This is a genomic window from Pseudomonas mandelii (assembly GCF_002251635.1).
GTDB classification, from domain to species: Bacteria; Pseudomonadota; Gammaproteobacteria; order Pseudomonadales; family Pseudomonadaceae; genus Aquipseudomonas; species Aquipseudomonas mandelii_B.
Genome location: NZ_NMOJ01000023.1, coordinates 25283 through 48201, shown reverse-complemented (window position 1 = coordinate 48201; position 22919 = coordinate 25283). Strand labels below are relative to the sequence as shown.

22 protein-coding genes are annotated in these 22919 nt (G+C 58.4%); 6 read left to right on the top strand and 16 right to left on the bottom strand.

Annotation, left to right across the window (positions count from 1 at the left end; translation table 11 throughout):
* Positions 1-353 precede the first annotated feature (353 nt).
* Both B7L09_RS03850 and B7L09_RS03845 read right to left on the bottom strand, forming a co-directional pair.
* The gene (locus B7L09_RS03850) at positions 354-1370 is read right to left on the bottom strand and encodes an AbrB family transcriptional regulator (RefSeq protein ID WP_094467818.1); all 1017 of its coding nucleotides are present in this window, start codon (positions 1368-1370) and stop codon (positions 354-356) included.
* Positions 1371-1685: 315 nt separating this feature from the next.
* Complete coding sequence (locus B7L09_RS03845; protein WP_255141744.1) at positions 1686-2855, bottom strand: AbrB family transcriptional regulator; 1170 nt, start codon at positions 2853-2855, stop codon at positions 1686-1688.
* 1637 nt (positions 2856-4492) lie between these two features.
* Between B7L09_RS03845 and B7L09_RS03840 the strand changes: the two genes are divergently transcribed.
* A complete protein-coding gene (locus B7L09_RS03840) occupies positions 4493-5980 on the top strand; it encodes a phospholipase effector Tle1 domain-containing protein (RefSeq protein ID WP_158491240.1) in 1488 nt (495 codons plus the stop codon).
* Between the two features lie 171 nt (positions 5981-6151).
* Here the strand turns inward: B7L09_RS03840 and B7L09_RS03835 are convergent, their stop codons facing one another.
* The 6 genes from B7L09_RS03835 to B7L09_RS03810 form a co-directional block, all read right to left on the bottom strand.
* Positions 6152-6346, bottom strand: a complete 195-nt coding sequence (locus tag B7L09_RS03835) for a PLD nuclease N-terminal domain-containing protein (RefSeq protein WP_094467817.1) — start codon at positions 6344-6346, stop codon at positions 6152-6154.
* 193 nt (positions 6347-6539) lie between these two features.
* Positions 6540-7955 carry a purine-cytosine permease family protein gene (locus B7L09_RS03830; protein WP_094467816.1) on the bottom strand — a complete coding sequence of 472 codons (1416 nt, stop codon included), beginning with the start codon at positions 7953-7955 and terminating at the stop codon, positions 6540-6542.
* 285 nt (positions 7956-8240) lie between these two features.
* Positions 8241-9395 (bottom strand): acetylornithine deacetylase, encoded by a 1155-nt coding sequence (gene argE, locus B7L09_RS03825; RefSeq protein WP_094467815.1) that lies wholly within the window; start codon positions 9393-9395, stop codon positions 8241-8243.
* Positions 9392-10069, bottom strand: coding sequence for a DUF1028 domain-containing protein (locus B7L09_RS03820; protein ID WP_094467814.1), 678 nt, complete (start codon positions 10067-10069; stop codon positions 9392-9394). The genes argE and B7L09_RS03820 overlap by 4 nt, the downstream gene beginning before the upstream one ends.
* Positions 10070-10233: 164 nt before the next feature.
* Positions 10234-10650, bottom strand: a complete 417-nt coding sequence (locus tag B7L09_RS03815; protein WP_094467813.1) for a RidA family protein — start codon at positions 10648-10650, stop codon at positions 10234-10236.
* A gap of 23 nt (positions 10651-10673) precedes the next feature.
* A complete protein-coding gene (locus tag B7L09_RS03810; protein ID WP_094467812.1) occupies positions 10674-11984 on the bottom strand; it encodes a flavin-containing monooxygenase in 1311 nt (436 codons plus the stop codon).
* Between the two features lie 268 nt (positions 11985-12252).
* On the opposite strand from B7L09_RS03810, the gene B7L09_RS03805 reads away from it, so the two are divergent.
* A complete protein-coding gene (locus B7L09_RS03805; RefSeq protein WP_094467819.1) occupies positions 12253-13236 on the top strand; it encodes a GlxA family transcriptional regulator in 984 nt (327 codons plus the stop codon).
* A 29-nt stretch (positions 13237-13265) separates the two neighbouring features.
* Here B7L09_RS03805 and B7L09_RS03800 read toward each other — a convergent pair whose 3' ends face one another.
* Together B7L09_RS03800 and B7L09_RS03795 are read right to left on the bottom strand one after the other, a co-directional pair.
* Positions 13266-13754, bottom strand: a complete 489-nt coding sequence (locus B7L09_RS03800; protein ID WP_094467811.1) for a copper chaperone PCu(A)C — start codon at positions 13752-13754, stop codon at positions 13266-13268.
* Positions 13754-14359 (bottom strand): SCO family protein, encoded by a 606-nt coding sequence (locus B7L09_RS03795; protein ID WP_094467810.1) that lies wholly within the window; start codon positions 14357-14359, stop codon positions 13754-13756. Before B7L09_RS03795 ends, B7L09_RS03800 begins: the two co-directional genes overlap by 1 nt.
* Positions 14360-14685: 326 nt before the next feature.
* Here B7L09_RS03795 and B7L09_RS03790 point away from each other — a divergent pair, with 326 nt between their 5' ends.
* Both B7L09_RS03790 and B7L09_RS03785 read left to right on the top strand, forming a co-directional pair.
* Positions 14686-14886 carry a YbdD/YjiX family protein gene (locus B7L09_RS03790; RefSeq protein ID WP_094467809.1) on the top strand — a complete coding sequence of 67 codons (201 nt, stop codon included), beginning with the start codon at positions 14686-14688 and terminating at the stop codon, positions 14884-14886.
* 191 nt (positions 14887-15077) lie between these two features.
* A complete protein-coding gene (locus B7L09_RS03785) occupies positions 15078-15884 on the top strand; it encodes a hypothetical protein (protein WP_094467808.1) in 807 nt (268 codons plus the stop codon).
* A gap of 40 nt (positions 15885-15924) precedes the next feature.
* On the opposite strand, the gene B7L09_RS03780 is transcribed toward B7L09_RS03785, so the two are convergent.
* The 4 genes from B7L09_RS03780 to B7L09_RS03765 form a co-directional block, all read right to left on the bottom strand.
* On the bottom strand, positions 15925-16668 hold the full coding sequence (locus B7L09_RS03780; RefSeq protein ID WP_094467807.1) for a hypothetical protein: 744 nt from the start codon (positions 16666-16668) through the stop codon (positions 15925-15927).
* A gap of 263 nt (positions 16669-16931) precedes the next feature.
* Positions 16932-17180 carry a hypothetical protein gene (locus B7L09_RS03775; RefSeq protein WP_094467806.1) on the bottom strand — a complete coding sequence of 83 codons (249 nt, stop codon included), beginning with the start codon at positions 17178-17180 and terminating at the stop codon, positions 16932-16934.
* A 189-nt stretch (positions 17181-17369) separates the two neighbouring features.
* Positions 17370-17795 (bottom strand): hypothetical protein, encoded by a 426-nt coding sequence (locus tag B7L09_RS03770; RefSeq protein WP_094467805.1) that lies wholly within the window; start codon positions 17793-17795, stop codon positions 17370-17372.
* Between the two features lie 174 nt (positions 17796-17969).
* Positions 17970-19646, bottom strand: a complete 1677-nt coding sequence (locus B7L09_RS03765; RefSeq protein ID WP_094467804.1) for an MFS transporter — start codon at positions 19644-19646, stop codon at positions 17970-17972.
* A gap of 341 nt (positions 19647-19987) precedes the next feature.
* Between B7L09_RS03765 and B7L09_RS03760 the strand changes: the two genes are divergently transcribed.
* A complete protein-coding gene (locus B7L09_RS03760) occupies positions 19988-20656 on the top strand; it encodes an ATPase (protein WP_094467803.1) in 669 nt (222 codons plus the stop codon).
* A gap of 282 nt (positions 20657-20938) precedes the next feature.
* On the opposite strand, the gene B7L09_RS03755 is transcribed toward B7L09_RS03760, so the two are convergent.
* Positions 20939-21820 (bottom strand): serine hydrolase domain-containing protein, encoded by an 882-nt coding sequence (locus B7L09_RS03755; protein ID WP_094467802.1) that lies wholly within the window; start codon positions 21818-21820, stop codon positions 20939-20941.
* A gap of 114 nt (positions 21821-21934) precedes the next feature.
* Here B7L09_RS03755 and B7L09_RS03750 point away from each other — a divergent pair, with 114 nt between their 5' ends.
* Positions 21935-22723, top strand: coding sequence for a DeoR/GlpR family DNA-binding transcription regulator (locus B7L09_RS03750; RefSeq protein ID WP_094467801.1), 789 nt, complete (start codon positions 21935-21937; stop codon positions 22721-22723).
* Between the two features lie 4 nt (positions 22724-22727).
* Here B7L09_RS03750 and B7L09_RS31915 read toward each other — a convergent pair whose 3' ends face one another.
* Positions 22728-22910: a hypothetical protein gene (locus B7L09_RS31915; RefSeq protein WP_176457658.1), complete on the bottom strand. Its 183-nt coding sequence runs from the start codon at positions 22908-22910 to the stop codon at positions 22728-22730.
* Positions 22911-22919 lie beyond the last annotated feature (9 nt).

Sequence of the window (22919 nt, the reverse complement as noted above, 5' to 3'; positions counted from 1 at the left end):
TTTTNGGGAGCGCTCCGCACTCCAACGGGGGCAAGCCCCCTCGCCACAATGAGCTGCTCGGTAGCTGCCGATTAATCGATCTGATCCGTATTTTCCTTCGCCATCTGCCTCTGTAATGTACCCAGCCGCCCGCTCACAATGACAGCACGGTCCGCAGTCGCGCAGTCACTGCACCGTAAACTCATAATGTAGGAGGCCCTATGGGCAAGATGGCAATTTTCCTCGGCGGATTTCTGGTGTTAACCATTTTGATTGGTGCCCTGGCCACAATCTCTCCCGTTTAGTCCTTCCTCCCCTCAGCACAAAGCAAANNGGTGGCAAGCGCTCCGAAAAAAATCAGCCGTTCTCGGCAATCACTCTGCCCGCCAGCGCCGCGCCTGCACGATCAGCGCCGGGGCAAAGTGCAGCACGACCATTCGCACCAAATGATGCGTCAGGATAAACACCACGTTCAGCCCGCCACTGAACGCGACGATGGCGATGGTTTCAATGGCGCCCGGCATGTACGCCAGCCACAACGACAGCGGATCGCTGCCCAGCACCCGCCCGGCCACGCCGGCAAACGCGGCGGCGATCAGCAACATGAGGCCGACGGCGAGCAGCCCGGCGCGGCCATGGCGGACCAGCTCGGCGAAGCTGATGTCCTTGAATTTAGAGCCAATCAGCACGCCGATCAGCACGGAGGCGGAGTCGACGCTCCACTGCGGCAGGTGGAACGCCTGGAGGTAACCCAGCTTGATGTAGGCAGCGGTGAGCACGATGGCGGTGAGCATGAACGGCGCCGGCACGCCGACGCTCAACAGCACGCGGCCGAGCAACAGGCACAAGGCGATCAGCGACAGCAGGGTCAGCGCCGTACTCACGTCTAGCGGGCTGCTCTGGGCAAGCGCGACGTCGATGTGCCCGGGAATGCAAAAACTGACCAGCAGGGTGATCGACAACAGGCGGACCAGGTGCACGACGATCACTTTGCTGGACGCACGTTCAGATTCGATCAAGTCGAACACGGCGGCGAGTGCGCCCGGGTACACGGATAACAGCGAGTCCTTGAGGTTCCAGCCCGAGACCCTGAACAACCAGAAACCGGCCACGGAACTCTGGATCATCAGGCACAGCAGCATGAATCCGAGGCTGGGCAACATGGCCGCCACGGTGTGGTTGTCCCACGAGGTGAACATCAGACCGGTCGCGATCCCCAGCACGATTTGCACGTAGCCAAGGCCGAAGGGCAGGGTGGGGGAAAATCGCAGATTGCTGGCGATCAACGCGCTCGCGAGTATCGAGCCTAGCAACAGGCCGTGGGGGATACCGGCGTATTGCAGCGCAGTGCCGACGCCGGTGGCGATCAGCAAACACACTAGGGTTTTCATGAGTCTTCCTTGATTCGTGTCGTACGCCAATGCTTCCGTTTGGGCCGTGCACGTTTTCCCACTTAATGAGGTGAGGCGTCAAGCTGCAGGAATCGCTCGCTTGCGATAGAGTAGGGGTTGCCGTGGATAGCGTCCCCTCGCCGGGTCCTCGTAAAAAGACAGGCCTCGCGCTGCTCGGCAGCTGCCGATTAATCGATCTGATCCGTATTTTCCTTCGCCATCTGCCTCTGTAATGTACCCAGCCGCCCGCTCACAATGACAGCACGGTCCGCAGTCGCGCAGTCACTGCACCGTAAACTCATAATGTAGGAGGCCCTATGGGCAAGATGGCAATTTTCCTCGGCGGATTTCTGGTGTTAACCATTTTGATTGGTGCCCTGGCCACAATCTCTCCCGTTTAGTCCTTCCTCCCCTCAGCACAAAGCAAACCGCCTCCACAGTGGGAGGCGTTGCGGTGCTGCGCAGAAATGACCGATGACGATGGTTTCGCGCCTNNACGATCAGCGCCGGGGCAAAGTGCAGCACGACCATTCGCACCAAATGATGCGTCAGGATAAACACCACGTTCAGCCCGCCACTGAACGCGACGATGGCGATGGTTTCAATGGCGCCCGGCATGTACGCCAGCCACAACGACAGCGGATCGCTGCCCAGCACCCGCCCGGCCACGCCGGCAAACGCGGCGGCGATCAGCAACATGAGGCCGACGGCGAGCAGCCCGGCGCGGCCATGGCGGACCAGCTCGGCGAAGCTGATGTCCTTGAATTTAGAGCCAATCAGCACGCCGATCAGCACGGAGGCGGAGTCGACGCTCCACTGCGGCAGGTGGAACGCCTGGAGGTAACCCAGCTTGATGTAGGCAGCGGTGAGCACGATGGCGGTGAGCATGAACGGCGCCGGCACGCCGACGCTCAACAGCACGCGGCCGAGCAACAGGCACAAGGCGATCAGCGACAGCAGGGTCAGCGCCGTACTCACGTCTAGCGGGCTGCTCTGGGCAAGCGCGACGTCGATGTGCCCGGGAATGCAAAAACTGACCAGCAGGGTGATCGACAACAGGCGGACCAGGTGCACGACGATCACTTTGCTGGACGCACGTTCAGATTCGATCAAGTCGAACACGGCGGCGAGTGCGCCCGGGTACACGGATAACAGCGAGTCCTTGAGGTTCCAGCCCGAGACCCTGAACAACCAGAAACCGGCCACGGAACTCTGGATCATCAGGCACAGCAGCATGAATCCGAGGCTGGGCAACATGGCCGCCACGGTGTGGTTGTCCCACGAGGTGAACATCAGACCGGTCGCGATCCCCAGCACGATTTGCACGTAGCCAAGGCCGAAGGGCAGGGTGGGGGAAAATCGCAGATTGCTGGCGATCAACGCGCTCGCGAGTATCGAGCCTAGCAACAGGCCGTGGGGGATACCGGCGTATTGCAGCGCAGTGCCGACGCCGGTGGCGATCAGCAAACACACTAGGGTTTTCATGAGTCTTCCTTGATTCGTGTCGTACGCCAATGCTTCCGTTTGGGCCGTGCACGTTTTCCCACTTAATGAGGTGAGGCGTCAAGTACGCGGGTCTCAACGCTGGAAAACGCGAATGCTGCAGCCCTGACCACGTCAAACAGGCTTCAGCGTAACGAACTGGCTCGTCAACCATGCATGGAGCCGGGAAACTGCCTGAATGCATACTTGTACAACTACGCGCTTGATCATTTCTGAGTTTTATTTTGCATTTTTCATTGGCGCTGGCAATCCACTCGTCGCCACGATTATAAGCCGTTTCTTTCCCGCTTCCTTTATGGATAGCTTCGGCAAGATCGCTCATTGAATGGCGAGTCACCTGATTTAAAGATCCCGAAAGATTGAAGGTTATCTCCTGAACATAGGGGAGAGGTTTGAAAAAAATCTTGTGCGGTAATCTGAAGATCGAGAGAATTTCATAATCAAAATAAACACGAAGGATTCGCGCTTCAGTGCCTAGATTTACGCCGATATCTTTAAGACGTTGAGGTAAGCAAGAACAATCCATAACTTCGTTGGCTTTCGTTGAAGCGTCTGCCGAAGCGGTTACTGGGGAGGGGTCAAATACGATCGCTTGCTCCACGCGACTCGGAAATGAGTACAACATATGTTGAGCAATTCCTCCTCCCAGCGAGTGCCCGGTAGTTATAAATCTGGGTGGGCGCATCCCTTTCATCGTTGCGTCTGCTTCATAATGATAGATGATTCGTTGCATATGGACTCGAGCAAGGTCGAATTGATTGTCACTCGGAAGGATTCTGGTAAACCACCATAAATTACCGTAAATCCAATCCCCGATATCCCCAGAAGTCCCACGGAAAGCGACTACTACTATGGTCTGGTTGTCTTGTTGGCGTTCCCAGACGTTGTACATTAGCCCGGTTTTATCCTCGCAGCCAAACGTTGGCGGGACAGCAGAATCGGGAATGCTGAGTTCTTCTCGCTCCCCCCAATGGCTTTCCTCTATTCCGATTTCAAGTATCTCTTTTTTGAGCGTGGTTTCTTGTGCTGTGACTGCTTCGGGAACCTTTTTTGGATATATGCAGTGAGGGGGGACCCGATAGGTATAAGCTGACATTAATGCATAAGGGGCAAGTCGCTTTGACGCTAATTTAGGTTCTGCAATCATGGCTCTGTAATGTTCGGTTCGTATTCTGACTGTTCCTGGCGTTCTGACTCCCAAAACTTCATAGTCTTCGCAAGGCTCCATTGCCAGGTGTGTACATGAAGTCAATACGACAATGCCTGCCGCGCAAGGGAGCCAGGCCATGAGCCGTGCAACGAGCTTGGGTAGAGGCATTGGATTACTCTCCGACATCTATTTTATTCGCGTCCAATACTGCTTCGAAGCGGAAGTAAATCTGTCCAGGCAAGCGAATAATTCACGAGGGGAGTGTAGTCGGGTTTATGGCAGAAGACGGGATTTCTTGAAAGACACAAAAACTCGACTGTAAGTTATTGCATTTTCACAGGAAACACTAAACTCGCTTTACGATTTGCGCACTTCAATTGCCGAATCTATGCTGGTGATGAGGGAAAGAGTGCGAGTCGTTGTTACATTACCCAAACGATTGCTCCAATCAACCCAGGGAGTTCGGACTGTGCGAAACCTAATTTTTCCATTGGTTCTTTTGCTTTCAGGTTGTTCTACCGTTTCTCAAAATCTTGATACGCCAGTCAGCAATCGTGCAGACCGTTTAGGGGTGCAGCCGCAAGAAAAGGTGAAGTTTGATGACTTGTTGCTGGCTAAAGCAGAGAGCTGTCCTGGTCGAGAGAGCTTTCCGAAAGGAAAAGCCGATGATGATTACGATAAGGTTCAGGCTCGATGGAAACTCCTCGATTGCTTATTCAAGCATGTGCAGGGGCGAAGACTTGTCGTGCTTCTGGATGGAACTGCCAATGACAAGGAAGACAGCACCAATATTTGGCGCCTGTATGAACTGGCGTTGTCCAGAACACTTAAAGGCAGTTTGGACACAAAAATAGAACTGGGCGATCCGGTCATTCCCTATTATGACAAGGGTGTGGGTACCAGCCCTACCTCGCCTATCAGCGGTGCCGCATTCGGGACCGGCGTGAGTATGAATATTCGTCAGGCCTATCGTTTTTTGGTTGAGGCCTACAAACCAGAGGATCAAATCTTTTTATTCGGATTCAGTCGCGGAGCGTTCACTGCGCGCTCACTTAACGGCTTTATCGAATTTGCGGGGTTGGCGAAGCCAGCGACCGTAGCCTCCAATACGCTAGACGACACATTCCTATTGTGGTGGGCAGGGAACTTTCACAGTAAAGTCTCCAATATGTATAAGATTTATCATCGATCTAATACTGGTAGTGCAACTTTTGAAAGTGACTTGCGCGGTGATTTGAAAAAGTATCGTCAGGAGAACAACATAGAGGTCTATGGAGATAAACCTTCAGATAGAAAGGTCACTGTGGAAGTGGTAGGAGTGTTTGATACCGTTCCCGCAGTAGGGCTAGGCCTTGATGAGGATCCAGACGGGCATCGAATCGAACTTTATGCGAGACGGGGTTATCACGCGATGTCCCTGGACGAGCAGCGCGATAGTTTTCGCCTTCAGCGTTTCGGTGTGCCGCAATATGAGCAGCAAACGCTAGAGGAAGTCTGGTTTGCGGGTGCACATGCCGATATCGGTGGTGGCTATTACAAAGGCCCTGAAGCGTTGATCTGCGGTAAAGAATTTGGTGAGGGTGAATCAGCACCGGTTGGGTTGGAAGCTACGCCGTTGCGTTGGATGTTAACGAGAACCCGCAATGATCGTATTTTTTCCGATGCCGAGTGGCCCAGGGAATGTGTTGGCGGGCAACTTCATGACGAATATTTTGACGCCAATAGGTTTTTAGCCGCGCTCTATAAAAATGCGGGTTTACTGCGTCGCAAACCCATTGCTCATGACAACGTCGATAAGAGCGTCCTGACCCGAATGAAGATCGGGAAGCTCGCGGCACCCCATCCCGACCGTGAGCCTAAAGGCCAATATCGACCGGTTAATCTCGGGCACGACCCTGAGTCAACATTTACGATTGTCAGTCCGGACTCAATGCCGGCGCTTACCCATTCTCCTTGAAGGCCTGATCGTTCTACCGCCATTGATTGCTATGATTTAGCGGCACCGTGTCGTTTCACGGCCTGTCGAAGGGGGGCTGAGTTCAGCTCAAGACCGAGAATCTCCAGCGAGGGGCCGTCCGTGGGCCCGCCCCTGTCGATCAGAAGCGGGTTATCGCGAACCCTCCCGACTTCATTGCCTGGCCTGGGGTGAATGCGGATTGTGGTCGGTGTGTTTCGGTCCAGCCAATGCCCACGCCACCACCCCAATCAGCGGCACAAACACGATCACCACGATCCACAAGAGTTTGTTGGTCGATTTGCCTTCGGCTTTGCGCACTCGGTTGATTGCCCATAGCTCGACCAGCAACAGAACGGCTGTCAGCACGTTGAGTGCGTTGGGATGATAAGAGCGTTACCTGTTGTGGCGAGCGAGGCACTGTTAATCAGACGCTGGCTGGGTTCATTGAATGTCGGAGCATAAGCAGGAGGCTCGCGAGGGGAACCTGTCAGGAAAATCTGTTTTGGCTGACAGGGCCTCATCGCGAGCAGGCTCGCTCCTACAGGGATTGCGGGGTGAGTTAGATCGAGTTGGCGAGTTTTCCGGTGGAGAGGCGGCGTTTGTAGGCGGTGTCGCGATTGGCCAGCCAGTAGTAGAGCGGTGAGGTGATGAGCAGGCCGACCAGCCAGGACAAGTCAGCGCCGTTGATGTGTTCGGAGATTGGCCCGACGTACAGCGGCGTGTTCATGAACGGAATCTGCACCGCGATCCCGATCGCATACGCCAGCAACGCTTGCGGGTTGTAGCGTCCATAGATCCCGCCATCGACCTTGAAGATCGAGTTGATGTCGTACTGACCTTTGTGAATCGCATAGAAGTCAATCAGGTTGATCGCGGTCCACGGCACCAGCACCACGAGCAGCACCAGCACCATGTCGACGAAGTGGCCGATGAAGTTGGCGGAGGCGCCGACGGCGGCGAAGCAGCAGGCGGCGAGGACGATGACGGAGAGGACGGCGCGGCTTTTGGCGGTCGGGATCCAGCGGTAGGCGAAGGTTTGCACCAGGGTGATCAGCGACAGCACGGCGCCGTAGAGGTTAAGGGCGTTGTGGCTGATGACGCTGAGCAAAAACAGCACAAGCATCAACGGGCCGATGGAGCCGGTGGCGAGCTTGACCGCGTCCATGGTGTCCATGCCCACGGGGGTGGCGAGGACGGCGACGGCGCCGAAGATGAACGAGAGACTGGAGCCGAGCACGGTGCCCAGATACGTGGTCCAGAACGTGGCGGCCACGGGCACGTTGGCCGGCAGGTAGCGCGAGTAGTCGGAGACGTAGGGGGCGAAGGCGATTTGCCAGAGCGCGGCGAGCGACACGGTAGCCAGCCAGCCGGAGATGTTGAAGCTGCCACGGGTGAGGAAGTCGGCGGTCTGTACGTGGGTGAAGATGTAGCCGAAGCCGAGCACGATGCCGGCGCCGAGCACCCAGGTGCCGATGCGGTTGAGCACGTGGATGAACCGGTAGCCGATGATGCCGATGATGCCGGAACCGAGGGCGCCGATGACGATGCCGACCGGCACCGGCACGCTGTCGACCACGCCGTGCAGGGATTTGCCGGCGAGGACGATGTTGGAGGCGAAGAAGCCGATGTACATGATGCCGGCGATCAGCACCACCAGCAGCGCGCCGAGGGAGCCGAACTGGGCGCGGCTCTGGATCATTTGCGGGATGCCCATTTGCGGACCTTGCGCCGAGTGCAGCGCCATCAGCACGCCGCCGACCAGGTGGCCGACGAGGATGGCGACGATGCCCCACACCAGGTTGAGGTGAAACATCTGCACGCCAAGGGCGCCGGTGACGATGGGCAGCGGGGCGATGTTGCCGCCGAACCAAAGGGTGAACAGGTCGCGGGTCTTGCCGTGGCGATCTTCGGGCGGCACGTAGCCGATGGTGTGTTTTTCGATGAGCGGGGCGGCGTTTGTTGCGGTGGTAACCATGACGGACTCCAAGGCAATTTGAGTACGTGGACGTACTTCGGTGAGCGCCGCACGGGGGCGACGCTTTTCTTGTTGGAGTGATGATGTGCGGTGGGGGCGGATAGATAAATTAGTAAGATTGTGGGTATAGACGTTAAAAAAAATAGGTCGTTTGGTCACCGCAAAACCCTGTGGGAGCGGGCTTGCCCGCGATGGTAGTCTGTCTGTCAAATCATCATTGACTGTCAGGCCGTCATCGCGGGCAAGCCCGCTCCCACAGGGGTTTTTGGGTGTTCGGAATCTTTGCTATTCAGTGATCGATAACAGCATCCGTTGCAACATGGCGTCGCAGGCATGGAGTTGTTCGAGGCTGACGAATTCGTCGGGCTTATGGCCCTGATCCATGCTGCCGGGGCCGCAAACAACGGTGGGGATTCCGGCGGCATCGAACAGGCCGCCCTCGGTGCCGAAGGCCACGGTGCCGAATGCTCGGGAGCCGCAGAACATGGCGATCAACTCGGCCGCTTCGCTGTGCGCATCAGTCGCCAATCCCGGATACGCCGACAACTGGCTGAATCGGATCTCGCTCTGTTCACTCACGGCCCGCATGCGCGGCAACACCTGTTGCTCGGCATAGGCCTTCAACGCCTGCGCCACTTCGCTCGGATCATACGAGGGCAACGCGCGGATTTCGAAGTCGAAGCGGCAATCGGCGGGGACGATGTTCAAGGCCTTGCCACCGCAAATCACCCCGGTTTGCACGGTGCTGAACGGCGGATCGAACCGCGCATCGTGATGCTCGGGGGCCTTGAGTCGGTTGCCGATCCGCCCTAGCTCAACGATCAGTTCGGCGGCGTATTCGATGGCATTGACCCCCAGCGGCGCGTAGGCGGAGTGGCACGCTTCGCCATGCACTTCGCAGCGCATCGCCAGCTTGCCCTTGTGACCCAGCACCGGCTTGAGTTCGGTCGGCTCACCGATAATGCACAGCATCGGTTTGACCGGGCGCTGCTCCAACTCCGCCAGCAACGAGCGCACGCCAAGGCAGCCGACTTCCTCATCGTAAGACAGCGCAATGTGTACAGGCAGCCGTAGCTTCGCCTTCACCAGCGACGGAACGAGGGCGAGAACACAGGCGATGTAGCCTTTCATGTCCGCCGTGCCGCGCCCGAACAGTTTGCCGTCGCGCTCGGTGAGTTCAAATGGCGCAACCGTCCACGGCTGGCCGTCGACGGGCACCACGTCGGTGTGCCCCGACAGCACGATGCCCGGCCGATCCGCCGGGCCAATGGTCGCGAACAGATTGGCCTTGCTGCGCTGCTCGTTGTAAATCAGCTCGCAAGGCACATCGAAACCCGCGAGGTAATCACGAACGAACTCGATCAGGTGCAGGTTGGATTCGCGGCTGGTGGTGTCGAACGCCACCAGGGTTTCCAGCAAATCACGGCTGCTGCTGCTCATCGGTCGTCTCCGGCGACGCCGTAGCCGGGGGACTTGTCGGGGGCGAGGGCGCGGTCGATGTAGTCCTGAACTTGGGGGCGATAAGCGTCCCAGAGTTTTTCCAGTTGGCCGATCGGATTTTCATCCGCCCAATCGACCCGCAGGTTGATGATCGGCCAGGTCAGTTCGCCGACCACCACCATCGCCGCCGAATGCACAGGCCCGGCTTCGCCACCGGCGGCGATGGCCGCTTTCATGGCAGCGAGCAAGCGGTCGGCGAGTTGGCCTTCGCCGTGTTCAAACGCTTCGACCATGGCCTCGATCACCGAACGGTCGGCAAGCATGTTGCCGGCGGCGACGCATTGTTCACCGGAGACGGCGTGGTGGTTGCCGAGGGTTTGCGCGCCGCTGAAATGCGCGGTCTGGCCGAGGTGGTCGATGGCGGTGATCTGGCGGTATTGGCTGTAGCCGTTGCGGGTCAACACCTTGTCCAGCGCTTCGGCGGGCGCCAGGCCTTGCTCCATCAGGGCAAGCACTTCCGGGCCTAACGACGGCAAGGTGATGTTTTGTGTGGAGACAGCGCCGACGCCTGGCAGCAGCCAGGGGCAACGGGCACCGACGGCGATGCTGGAGGAACTGATTGCAATGCCGAACTGACCGGTTTCGGGGCAACGGGCGGCGATGGAGAAGGTCATGGGTTTTGCTCCTTGGTTGGCCTTGGCAAATGAGGTGTCTGTTTGGCCGCCATCGCGGGCAAGCCCCCTCCCACAGGTTTTTTTAGTGGCCGCAAATTTTGTGCACGACAACTAACCCTGTGGGAGCTGGCTTGCCTGCGATGGCCGCGACGCGGTCTACTTCTTTACTCAGGAATCACCGCAATCACATCAATCTCCATCAACCACTGCGGCTGCCCGAGTGCGGAAATCACCAGGCCGGTAGAGATCGGGAACACGCCTTTGAGCCATTTACCCACCTCCTGATACACCGGCTCGCGATAGCGCGGGTCGATCAGGTAGGTGGTGGTTTTGACGATGTGACTCAGGTCGCTGCCAGCCTCTTCCAGCAACTGCTTGACGTTGCGCATGGCCTGCTCAGCCTGGGCACGCGGGTCACCCAGACCCACCAGCCGGCCCTCGAAATCCGTCCCGACCTGGCCGCGAACATAAACGGTATTGCCGGCCCGGACCGCTTGGCACAGGTCGTTGTCCAGGCTCTGGTTCGGGTAGGTTTCCTTGGTGTTGAACATGCGAATACGGGTATGGGTTGGCGTGGACATTTTGAGCTCCTGACAGAAAAGGCTTAGGCACTGACCGTGGTTTTGAGGGCGACCGGGGCCTGTTCAGCCTCCCGTTGCGCCGCATCGTGGTAGTCGAGATAAGAGCGCTGAATCGCGATGTGGTCCGCCACGTACTTGGCGTCATGCCAGACACCCCAGATGAACGACGAGCCGCGACGGGACTGCCACGGCAGGCCGAGGAAATACACGCCAGCCTCGCTCGACACTCCGCGCTGATGCTGCGGCTTGCCGTTATCGTCGAAGGCATCGACCTTGAGCCAGCTGTAATCCGTGGCAAAACCGGTGGCCCAGATGATCGAGGTGACGCCGGCCTTGACCAGGTCGAGCTCGAGAATCGGATGGGTCACGCACTCCGGATCCGGGAACACGTGGCGCGCTTCCGGTTCTTCCGGCAAGTCCAGACCATTGCGTTCGATGTAGGCATCGGCGGCATTCAGCAGCGTCAGATAGTTCTCATCGCCGCGCGCCAGGTTGTCGGCCAGGTTCGGCTGGAACGTCGCCACGCCACCGTTGAACGATTGAGTCAGCCCCACCAGCGTCATGCCGCGATGGGCGAGTCCACGGAAGTCCACCGTGCGGCCACCATGGGCGCCGCTGACCGCGATGGTCACGTGTTCCCGACCCGGTTTCATCGCCGCTTGATCCCACTCGCCCAGCACACCCAGCCACCAGCAGAAATCACGGTTGCGGTAAGCGCGAGGAGGGCGGTCGTGGGCACCGACGGAGAGGTAAACCTTCTTCCCGGCACGCTGCAATTCATCGGCAATCTGCACGCCGGACGACCCCGCGCCGACCACCAGCACCGCGCCTTCAGGCAGTTGCGCCGGGTTGCGGTAGTCGGCGGAGTGGATCTGCATGAAAGGCTGATCTTTCGGCGCAATCGGCGGGATGACCGGACGCTGAAAAGGCCCGGTGGCCGCCACCACGCGGTTGGCTTCAATCACGCCTTCAGAGGTTTCAATGGTGAAGCCCGGGCGACCGGCATTGCGCTCAACCTTCAGCACGTCGACGCCGGTGCGGATCGGCGCATTGAATTTCTTGGCGTAGGCCTCGAAGTAATCGGCAACGCGTTCTTTCGGGGCAAATTCGTCGGGACTGAGGTCGTCGAAATCAAGACCCGGGAACCGGTCGTGCCACGCTGGACCATTCGCCACCAGCGAATCCCAGCGCCCGGTGCGCCAGCGCTCGGCAATGCGGTTGCGCTCCAGCACCAGGTGCGGCACCCCGAGTTTGCTCAAGTGTTCACTCATGGCCACGCCAGCCTGACCGGCGCCAACAATCAGCGTATCTGTTTTTATTTTTTCGGTGGTCATCTCAATACCCTTCGAAGTTGGAGTGAGGTCGCGAACGACCTGCCATTTCTTGGGCTCAAGACTAGGGATGACCCTGGTATCGGTAAAATATTATTAAGCTGGCATTTGAGTATAAATAACTGAGGCAGAGCGCTGTCTGGCGCTCGAGTCGATACGCCATAGTGGCGCCACGGGTTAACATGGCGCCTTATCAACGCACCAGACAACCGGTTCGGTACGTAATGGAGTGGATCGAGCATTGATCGAACGACGCCAATTCAGCGGAGGCATGAAGGGCAAGAACCTTCGCTATCTGAATGAACACCCTGACGGGACCCGGCAAACGGTCCGCGCAGGCTTTCTGCTGCTCGAACATTTCTCCCTGCCGGCGTTTACCCAGGCGCTGGATACGGTGGTCACAGCCAATCTGCTACGACCTGAATCGTTCTCTTCCTGCACATTTGGTTTGAACGACGGCGAGGTCGTCAGCGATCTGGGCCTGGTCATTCGGCCCGATGCCCGTATCGATTGCGCAGCGGTCAAAGCGCTGGACCTGCTGGTGATCTGCGGAGGCTACAGGACTGAACTCAAGGCCAGCGAAGGCTTGATCAGCCTGTTGCGGACCGCGTCAGACCAGGGTGTCAGCCTGGCCGGGTTGTGGAACGGTGCATGGTTCCTGGGGAAGGCGGGGTTGCTTGACGGATACCGTTGCGCGATTCACCCGGAACATCGCCCGGCGCTAGCGGATTTCTGCAAGGCGACGCAGGTCAGCAGCGAGCCCTACATCATCGATCGAGACCGGCTCACGGCGTCCAGTCCTTCCGGGGCCTTCCACATGGCGCTGGACTGGATCAAAGGGCTGTACGGCAAAGCGCTCGTCGAGGGGATCGAGGACATCCTGGCGTTCGAGGAGTCGCGCTACCGGCGCATCAAGCCGACGGAAAATGTCTGNGTCAGCGCGCCGCTGCGTGAAGTGGTCAAACTGATGGACGCCAACCTCGAAGAACCCCTGGAGCTGGACCAACTGGCGGTCTACGCGGGGCGTTCCCGCCGACAGCTTGAGCGCTTGTTCAAGGAGCAACTGGGCACCACACCGCAACGGTATTACATGGAGCTGCGGATTACCGAGGCGCGGCGCTTGTTGCAGCACACAGAGCTATCGCAAGTGGACGTGCTGGTGGCGTGCGGGTTTGTCTCACCGAGTCATTTCAGCAAGTGCTATAGCGCGTATTTCGGCTACAGGCCTTCCAAGGAGAAGCGACTCGTCAAGTAAGAGTCGCTCGCCCTGAGACGCCCCGACCGTTAATGCATCTTGCTGTGATCAGCCATGCCAAGTGCCCGGGCCTCGGCGTCCACCTTGATCGACTGTTTCTCGCCCTTGGCGTTTTCCACGGTCAGGGTCAGCGGCACCTGGTCGCCTTCCTTCACCTGCGCCGTAAGGTCCATCAGCATCACGTGGTAGCCGTGAGGATCAAAACTCACCGGTTTGCCGGCCGGCAGCGCGACGGACTCGACCTGACGCATGCTCATCACATCGTCTTTCATGCTGGATTGGTGGATTTGTACCATTTTGGCGACAGGCGATTGCACGCTGAGCAGCTTGCTGTCGCTGTCGGCTTGCAGCGTCATGAAGGCGCCGGTCGATGGCTGGCCGGCAACGGTCGCGCGGACCCAGGCGTCGTCCACTTTGGTTTGCGCCGATACCTGCCAGGCCATGCCGATCAGGGCGCATCCCAGGACCACTTGTTTGACACGTCGCGAGAAAACGGTGTTTGCGTGGATCGAATTCATCAGCAGACTTCCATGACGGTGAGCAGGTCTTCTGCGCACTCTTGAGCCGTAAGAGACGCGGACAGCCCCAGGCGCAAGGTGCCCCGGGAGTCGAAGACGTAGCTGGTCGCGGTGTGGGAAAGGGTGTAGGTCGAACCGCTCGGAATCTTTTCGAAGAACACGCCGAACTCCTTGGCGGTGGCGGCGGTTTCTTCCAGGGTGCCGTGCAGCGCCTCGAAACTCGGGTCGAACGACTTGACGTAGGCGTCGAGCATTTGCGGCGTGTCGCGTTCCGGGTCGAGGGTGATAAACACCACTTGCATGATCTCGCCGTCGCGGCCCATCAGCTTCTTGGCCTGGGCGGCGCGGGCCAGGGTGGTCGGGCACACGGCCGGGCACTGGGTGAAACCGAAGAACACCATCGGCATCAGGCCGCGATAACTGGTGAGCATCTTCGTTTCGCCCTGGGCATCTTTGAGCTTGAAGGTACGCCCCATGATCTTGTCGCTGAGGTCCTTGCCGTACTTGAACGACAGCCTGGAGCTGTCATCGCAGCCGGCGAGCAGGCCAAGACTCAACAAGCCCATACCGCGCAGTACCGTGCGGCGGGTAAACAACGTACTCATGGAAAAGCATTCCTGTGTTGCGACGGGAAATCTGTAGCGCCTGATGAGTCAGACGAAAAAAACGGGTGGATATTAACAAACTGTGGCCGTGCTTTGCTCATTGTTGGACGAGGGGCGGGTTTGGTACAGGTGCAGAAACTGCTGAAAACTACGGATCAGCAGAAACGCCCGGGCCACTGACTACCCGGCCATANNNGCTTCGCCAGCTGCTACAGGTTATGCGTTGCGGTTGATGGCTGGTATTGGACACATTGTCGCGCGGACACATTCCAGATACATAAGTGCGCTTTCATGGCCCTGTCCCCCCTCACAATGAGAGCGTTTCCATGATCCGTAAACTGCAGCAAGCCGTCCGCTTCCTCAGCCAGAGCGCGCGTTTGATGGTCGGCGTCCCCGATTACGACAACTATGTCGCCCAGATGACGCTTAAACACCCGGAAGAGCCGGTGATGAGCCATTCAGCGTTTCTTCGCGAGCGTCAGGAAGCCCGCTACGGCGGCAAGCAATGCACCACGCGTTGCTGCTGATGACCTGGGCGAACGCCGCGATCAGCACAATATCCTCCCCATTTCGTTACGGCTGCTAAGCTTCGACGTTGCAGCGTCCGAGCCTTTGCGGGCTCGGGCGTTGAGCGTGGCCATGGAGTACGACTTCAGTATCAATATCCACTTCTACAGGGGTGGCGAGCGATTGTCGGTAACCTGCACGGAGGCAGGCAATGGTAATCAAGCACGTAGGCCATTCAAGTGCCGAGGGCGTTCCCGAGCCACTCGATCACGAAGAGATAGAGCGGGTGCTGGCGCTGTTGCTGGCCAGTCCGGTGTTTGCCAAGTCCAGGCGCATGGGCAGTTTGCTGCGTTTCCTGGTCGATCACGATCTTCAATTTTCCAATGTCCCGCTCACCGAGCATGCCATCGGCATCGCGGTGTTTCGCCGTGACCCGGCGGTTTACTGCACGGGCGACGATCCGGTGGTGCGCGTGCAGGTGGGCCGGTTGCGGCGCAAACTCGCGATCCATTACGCCACCCTGGGGCAGCAAGACCCGGTGCGCCTGAGCATACCGGCCGGTTGTTATCGGCTGGCTTACCAGCGGATCAGACCCAAAACCATCGCGACTCGCCATCCTGTTTTGCAAATTCAGCCGTTTACCTGCATCACCCGCGACGGCGATGACTTCACCAAGGGCTTGTCTGAAGAATTGAGCTGCCGGCTGTTCGAGTCGTTCGAGCAGGCGCAAAGCCATGGCAACCACGTGTTGATGAAGGTGTCACGCTCCAGCGTCAAGGCGCTGGACGTTGTGCGTGCCGGGCGCGGCAACTATTCCCTTGAGGGCAGCGTGCGGGTGGAACCGAGCCGTGTCCGGGCATCGGTGCGCCTGATTGATGTCGCACAGGGGCGGATCCGCTGGTCCGAGCAGTTCGATCGCAATCAACCTTACGGCATCGCGACACAGGAAGATCTGGCGGAGTCCATCTGTCGGTCGTTGACGGGCTATTTCGCCCGGGGAAGCGGTGATGTTCCTTGAGTGGAAGGGGCAACCGCGAGGTTGCCCCCGGGTGCGACGATTACACGGTTTTCCATGCCCCGCCTTCGTAGAGGCGGGTTGCATCGTTAACGACAGTCAGGTCGATTTCGATGGCCTTGGACCGCGATGTGCTGAACATGGTGCTGGTCTGCACGTTCTGTTCGAACCACACGAGAATAGTCTCGACAGGGGTCAGAACGGTATTGCCGGTGACCACCTGGTTTGTGGCAACGTAGATCGGCGTGCTGACCTGCTTGCCGTCGATACCGACAGACAGTTGGTTGATGCCAGGGTGGATCGGGCCGTATTCGTTATCCAGGGTAATGGAAATGTCAGGGCCGCCGGTCACCGCCTGGCCCAGCAAGCCTTCCGGACTGAGTATCGATTGCTGCCCAAGGCCGATCGTGACGATGTTGGTCGAGACCTTCACCGTCACGTCAGCCTGAAAAGTATTGGACCCGAACAGTTGGTACTGAGGAGTCCAGCTGAAGCCATTGTTGCTCAGGTATTTGTCATAGGACTGCCAGACAACGTTATAGGCTTCGTTGCCGACCTTTTTGGCGAAGCACAGCTTGTAGCCTGACTGCTTGAGCAGTGTCAGGTCATCGGCTGCGATCTCGATCGTGACCGATTTTTGAGTGGCCGCCAGGGTCGACGTCAGCACCTTGCTGTAGTCCGACGTTTTCAGGCTCGCTGGGGCGAGACTTTGGAACGACTTGAGGGCCTCTTGCACATCATTGTGAAGTTGCAGAGCTTGCTTGCTTACAGCGCTCGACTTACTCATGGCTTTCCTCTTCCTTGGTTGTGTTAGGCAATCAATGGCCAGCGGGCAGCGAATCCGACAAGTAATCGGGCAGCGCCCTCTAAACACATTGATGGCTTCACAGTAGGCGCAAGATTCAGGGTGGCGAAGTGTCTTGGCGTTACAGAGGAGTGGGCGATTCATCGGGCAGGAATCGGCAACGTATCAGCTTGCGTAACCGGGTTGTATCAAGGGGGCCGCGAGTTGAAACAGCGGGGCGGCCGTGCGACCGCCCCGCCGTAGCCTTAATGCGCCGGTGTACTCACCTTCGCGTCGGCCCAGACAAAGTTCCAACTGGTTCGTTTGCCCTCGGCAATCTCGATCAGCTTGTTCTCATACACGGTGTGATTGACCGTGCCGGTGTACGTCAGCTTCCGGGCCGCGTTGGTCCCGGTGACTTCCCCGGGTTTGCCGCCAGATTCAGTCATGGCCTTTTTCATATCGGCTTCCGACGGGGCGCTGCTCTGGTTTTTTTCAACAGTTACGAAACTCATGGTGTCACCTCTTCCGTGATGGGGGGATCGGCGGACAGTCGGCTCGAGACGTTCTCGACCCGACCAACCCACCGAAGCCAATACTCTATTGGCCCGCCGGGCACCGCAGAAGTGACAACTCGGTCGGTAAGGTAACACCGCGGATACAGCGAATCGCGCGATGTAACGGCGACGTATCAGCCAGCGACATCACTTCGCTTTCCAGTGACCACCGCCCGATTCGCAATCAATCTTCGATTGGGCCAAGTGTTCAGCACCGTAGTAATACGTGGTGACCTGGGCATTGTCGGGGATGTTCAGCGACTTGCTGTTCTTGTCCTTGCTGGTGGAGTGAGGGTTGGCCAAGGATTCCTGGGTCAGGGTCGCGATGCAGGAGGCCTGATAATGATCGTCGCACTGTTCGACTTTTTTCTTGGTGCTGGTGAGCATTTCCTTGCTCTCATTGCTGCATGACCAGTCGATGGCGTTCACCGGCATGCCTTCGTACTCATAGCAACTATGGGACTCGACCACCGGAACCGAAGGGCTTTGGGATCGGGTCAGGACGTCACAGCCTTCGGCGAATACCAGCGTGGGGCTCAGGCTGGCGAGCAGAAACAGCAGTCTATGGTTCATCGGGAATTCCTCTCCAATGGCGCTGCTCGTGATCAAAGATCGGCGCTTATGGAGTTTCGAAAACACGATGATGCGCGGGGTTCAATTCGTTTTACAAAGCACTGGGATGAGCGTAGACCGTTTGATCCGAAGCAGAAGGGCCCTCTCGCTCGCACGAGAGGGCAGGTGCCAGCCTCAGGTGTGATGAATCTCCCGATCCTTGGTTTCCGGCATGAAGAATATGCCCAGAACAGCCGTCATCACCGCTATGACGATCGGGTACCAGAGGCCGTAGTAGATATCACCCGTGGCCGCGACCATGGCGAACGCCACCGTCGGCAGGAAGCCGCCGAACCAGCCGTTGCCGATGTGGTAGGGCAGCGACATCGAGGTGTAGCGGATGCGCGCCGGGAACAGCTCCACCAGCCAGGCGGCGATCGGGCCGTAGACCATGGTCACGTAGATCACGAGGATGGTCAGGAGCAGGAGCACCATCGGGTAGTTGGTCTTGGCCGGGTCGGCTTTCTCGGGGTAGCCGGCCTCTTTGAGCGCGGTGCCGAGGGCGGCGGTGAAGGCGTCGTTCTTGGCTTTGAAGTCGGCAGCCGGCATGCCGGTGCCTTCGAAGCTCTGGACCACTTTGTCGCCGATGCGCACCTGCGCGACAGTGCCCGGTTCGGCCTTCTCGTTCTTGTAGGGAATGGCCCGCTTCGCCAGCACGGTCTTGGCGAGGTCGCAGGAACTGGTGAATTTGGCCTTGCCCACCGGGTCGAACTGGAACGAGCACTGGTCGGGATCGGCGATCACCGTGACCGGGTTCTTCTCCTGCGCGACGAACACGTCGGGGTTACCGTATTGGGTCAACGCATGGAAGATCGGGAAGTAAGTCAACGCCGCGAGAATGCAGCCGGCCATGATGATGCCCTTGCGGCCGATGCGATCGGACAGGCTGCCGAAGATGACAAAGAACGGCGTGCCGATCAGCAACGATCCGGCGATCAGCAAGTTGGCGGTCTGCGGGTCAATCTTCAGTGTTTGCAGCAGGAAGAACAGCGCATAGAACTGCCCGGTGTACCAGACAACCGCCTGGCCGGCGGTGCCGCCGAGCAGGGCCATGATCACGATTTTCAGGTTGTCCCAGCGGGCGAAGGATTCGGTCAGCGGTGCCTTGGAAGCCTTGCCCTCAGCCTTCATTTTCAGGAACACCGGCGACTCGCTGAGCTGCAAGCGGATGTACACCGAAACAATCAGCAGCAGGATCGACAACAGGAACGGAATCCGCCAGCCCCAGGCCTCGAAGGCTTCGGTGCCGAGGGCGGTGCGACAGGCGAGGATCACCAGCAGTGAAAGGAACAGGCCGAGGGTCGCAGTGGTTTGAATCCATGAGGTGAAATAACCACGTTTGCCTTTCGGCGCATGCTCCGCGACGTAGGTCGCCGCGCCGCCGTATTCACCGCCCAGCGCCAGGCCTTGCAACAGGCGCAAGGTGATCAGGATGATCGGTGCCGCCACGCCGATGGTCGCGTAGCCGGGCAGAAAACCCACCACGGCCGTGGAGATACCCATGATCACAATGGTGATGAGGAAGGTGTGCTTGCGCCCGATCATGTCGCCCAGTCGCCCGAACACGATGGCGCCGAAGGGGCGCACCGCGAAGCCGGCGGCGAACGCGAGCAGCGCGAAGATGAAGGACGTTGTCTCATTGACCCCGGCGAAGAAGTGCTTGGCGATGATCGCGGCCAGGGAGCCATACAGGTAAAAGTCGTACCACTCGAACACGGTGCCCAGGGATGAGGCAAAAATGACTTTGCGCTCCTCCTTGGTGATGCCGTGGTGGGGCGCGCTGCCCGTGGAAGTGTTGTCGATTGCGGCCATGAGTCTTCTCCGTCGTTCTTGTTATAGGCCGGAGTCGCTCATTACCTTTTGCCGCACCCAGGCCCTTGGGCTGATGTCGTCGGAATACGGATTGCGCGAAGCATGCACACAGGTTGACGGCCTCGCATCACTGCAAGGTTTCCTGAAGCATAATCGGCTTCGCGCAGATATCCACTCGCCATCACGTTCAACCTCAGGGGCGGGCGCTGAGTCGCCCCTGACGCCTCACTTCGCAACCATTCGTTTAATCAATAATCACCATCAAGGAATGCAAGTTCTGTTTTTTTGTCATGAGAGGAGGATAGCGTCATACCAAAGTCGCCTCTGAAGGAACCTGCGCGATGAGAATCTCTACCTTGCTGGCCCTTGTCGCCGTCTTGACTGGCAGTGTTGCCGCCACCGTGCCGGCCTACGCGGCCGACCCGTCCTGCCATTTCCTGCCGATCGCCGACAGCACCGCCAGCTTGCAGCACACTCAATCGGTGGGCGTGCTCTACAGCGAAAACACCCTCAATACGATCGAATACCTTGAGCAGTACCATTCGGTCGCGCTGAATGGGGCAAAGAACCCGGCGCTGGATTCGCGCATCAGCAACGCCTTCGTCAACAGCTCCGATCCGAAACTGGCGATCAACTGGCTGATGGGCTCGCTGCAAAAACAATTCGCTTCGGTGACCGTCTACGACAATCTCGACGCCCTGGTGCAAGCCCACCCCGATGTGGTGGTGATGCTGGACACTTACAGCCGTCTGGTGTCCAAGCGCAACAACCAGGTCGAAGCGCGATTCCTGGCCAAGTTCTACGACTCGAACCTGCAATACATTGGTAAGGCTGAAGGATCACGTGAGCAGCAGATGCCTTCGGTCTGGGTTCATGGCAAAGCCGCCCCGGAGATTGCTGCGCAGATTGACCAGCAAAATGCGGTGCAGCTGAATGCGTTGAAGCAGTTTGATGCTTCGTTGAAGGCGTTGGTGACGCCCGGTGATGGGGCGCGAGTCGCTAGCAACTGACGCACATCCAAAGTGATCCATCAATCCGCCAAACTTATTTGTGAATTCCCCACATCGAGGTCTGACTGCCCTCGCCACAGGTCTTGTGTGCTCGCCGCATTGAGGTATCACCGCCGTCGTAAATCCAGTGCACGCGGTTTATCTGAATGATCCGGGTTCGCCAAACTTATTTGTGAATTCCCCACATCGAGGTCTGACTGCCCTCGCCACAGGTCTTGTGTGCTCGCCGCATTGAGGTATCACCGCCCTTGGTGGGGGAGGCGGGTCAGATGATTTTCAGATTTATTCAAGTGACTCGCTTGTCAGGTGGCGCACGACCTCGGCCTCCACAGCGCCTTCGTTGCCACTTTCATCAAAAATCGCGCAACTCGCCGAACGGCCGTCATCAACGCAGCGGTAGACCGCAACGACGCTGCCCGGTCCGGCTCCCGTGTGACCACTCAGGGTCATGCCATCTTCCACCATGCCCTGCATCAGACCGAGGCCGTAACCCGGAACCACCCAAGGACGTCCCGCCATCGGTCCGCCCAGCGTGCGTACCGTTTGCATCTCCCGCAGCAGTGATTGCGGCAACAGGTGCCCGCCCAATAAACGGTCCAGACACAGCGCCGCATCAGCAAGCGGAGCGACCAGTAACCCGTGATAAACCCAGCCCGGGTCGTAAGTTGAGGCCGTTCCCATATTCACGCCTTCCAGGTCGGCACGGGTCGTGGCGAGGCGTATGCGCGATAAACCGAGGGGGGCGAATACGCGTTGCGTCAGCGCTTCCTCAAGTCGGAGGCTGGTGATGCGCTCAACAAGTTTGACGATGAACAGGTAACCGACGTTCGAATATCGCCAACCGTCTCCCGGTGCATAACGCAACCGGGCGGCATCAAGCCGTTGCAGCATTTCAGCGGCTGGCCAAGGTGTCTCATGGCGGGCAACGGCGGCGTGGTAGTCGGCGAGCTCACCGTAATCTGCAAGCCCCGCTTCATGCCGCAAAAGTTGACGCAACGTGAACGGGCCTTCAGGCACAACATCATCCAGAGCGATCAACCCATCACGCACCAACGACAACGCCGCAGCAGCGAGTACCGTCTTGGTGAAACTCCACCACGGCACGGTTGCATCGGGCAGCTCAGGCGTGAGGAGGGAACCGTTTGAGACAAGGGCGAAATGCATGGGTTGATTGCTCTGGAGGGAGGCGCCGGGGGAGTTTGCCAGAAAAAAAACCGCGATTGTGTTTGTGCAATGGTTTGGCTAATCTCGCACAAACACGCAAAATCAGGCATAAACATGCAAGATCAGCATTCGGCAGCCGAGCTTCCTTCCGTGCGCCGGCAAAAAATCCTCCTGATCCTCGAACGCGACGGCAAGGTCATGGCCTCGGAGTTGAGCCAGCATTTCGCCGTTTCGGAAGACACCATTCGCCGCGATCTGTCGGAACTGCACAACGCCGGTCTGGTGCAACGTGTGCACGGTGGCGCGCTGCCTCGTCCCAAGGACACGGGCAAGGATTTCCTCACTCGGGTGGGTGAAACCGACGAGGTGAAAGTGCACCTCGCGCAACTCGCCGCACGACACGTCCGGGACGGTCAGATCGTGATGTTCGATTCGGGAAGCACCACGCTGCAGATCGCCCGGTCCTTGCCTTCGACTATCTCCATCACGGCCATCACCACATCGCCGTTGACCGCGATTACCCTCGCGCAATACCCCGGCATCAAGGTGATTCTGGCGGGTGGGCAACTTAACCTGGCGACGATGTCGGTCAGCGGTCACGAGACCGTGCGCTTGTTGCAGGGCATCAAGGCTGACGTGCTGTTTACCGGGGTTTGTGCGATTCATCCGGAGGTCGGCATCAGCTCGCTGCATTTTGATGAGGTGCCAGTGAAGCAGGCGCTGTTTGACAGTGCCTCTCAAGTGATCGCCGTCACCACGGCGGACAAACTGGGTGCGGTGGAACCGTACATCGTCGTGCCGTGCTCACGTTTGCACACCCTGATTACCGAGCGTCACGTGGCGTCGGGCGACATCGACGACTATCGCAAGCTGGGCATCGAAGTGGTGCAAGCGCACGCCTGAGCGATCAGCCATGCCCCAGGGCAATCGCAAACGACACCACGATCAAGCACGCAAACGCAAAATTGATGTTCATGAAGCTTTCGCCCGAATTATCAGAAGTGGCGCCATCCTGAACCCGCCGCTGAAAAATAAAAAATTCGGCTTCATGATTTAAAAGATCGAAGCAATCGATAGCTGCGTAGCCCACACCTGCAAA

Excerpts from the sequence above, each read along its gene's own strand:
- B7L09_RS03800 (WP_094467811.1), bottom strand. The coding sequence starts at position 13,754 with ATGAATTCGATCCACGCAAACACCGTTTTCTCGCGACGTGTCAAACAA.
- B7L09_RS03815 (WP_094467813.1), bottom strand. The coding sequence starts at position 10,650 with ATGTCCACGCCAACCCATACCCGTATTCGCATGTTCAACACCAAGGAA.
- B7L09_RS03755 (WP_094467802.1), bottom strand. The coding sequence starts at position 21,820 with ATGCATTTCGCCCTTGTCTCAAACGGTTCCCTCCTCACGCCTGAGCTG.
- B7L09_RS03790 (WP_094467809.1), top strand. The coding sequence starts at position 14,686 with ATGATCCGTAAACTGCAGCAAGCCGTCCGCTTCCTCAGCCAGAGCGCG.
- argE (WP_094467815.1), bottom strand. The coding sequence starts at position 9,395 with ATGAGCAGCAGCAGCCGTGATTTGCTGGAAACCCTGGTGGCGTTCGAC.
- B7L09_RS03795 (WP_094467810.1), bottom strand. The coding sequence starts at position 14,359 with ATGAGTACGTTGTTTACCCGCCGCACGGTACTGCGCGGTATGGGCTTG.
- B7L09_RS03750 (WP_094467801.1), top strand. The coding sequence starts at position 21,935 with ATGCAAGATCAGCATTCGGCAGCCGAGCTTCCTTCCGTGCGCCGGCAA.
- B7L09_RS03765 (WP_094467804.1), bottom strand. The coding sequence starts at position 19,646 with ATGGCCGCAATCGACAACACTTCCACGGGCAGCGCGCCCCACCACGGC.
- B7L09_RS03785 (WP_094467808.1), top strand. The coding sequence starts at position 15,078 with ATGGTAATCAAGCACGTAGGCCATTCAAGTGCCGAGGGCGTTCCCGAG.
- B7L09_RS03760 (WP_094467803.1), top strand. The coding sequence starts at position 19,988 with ATGAGAATCTCTACCTTGCTGGCCCTTGTCGCCGTCTTGACTGGCAGT.
- B7L09_RS03770 (WP_094467805.1), bottom strand. The coding sequence starts at position 17,795 with ATGAACCATAGACTGCTGTTTCTGCTCGCCAGCCTGAGCCCCACGCTG.
- B7L09_RS03775 (WP_094467806.1), bottom strand. The coding sequence starts at position 17,180 with ATGAGTTTCGTAACTGTTGAAAAAAACCAGAGCAGCGCCCCGTCGGAA.
- B7L09_RS03780 (WP_094467807.1), bottom strand. The coding sequence starts at position 16,668 with ATGAGTAAGTCGAGCGCTGTAAGCAAGCAAGCTCTGCAACTTCACAAT.
- B7L09_RS03810 (WP_094467812.1), bottom strand. The coding sequence starts at position 11,984 with ATGACCACCGAAAAAATAAAAACAGATACGCTGATTGTTGGCGCCGGT.
- B7L09_RS03820 (WP_094467814.1), bottom strand. The coding sequence starts at position 10,069 with ATGACCTTCTCCATCGCCGCCCGTTGCCCCGAAACCGGTCAGTTCGGC.
- B7L09_RS03830 (WP_094467816.1), bottom strand. The coding sequence starts at position 7,955 with ATGGTTACCACCGCAACAAACGCCGCCCCGCTCATCGAAAAACACACC.
- B7L09_RS03850 (WP_094467818.1), bottom strand. The coding sequence starts at position 1,370 with ATGAAAACCCTAGTGTGTTTGCTGATCGCCACCGGCGTCGGCACTGCG.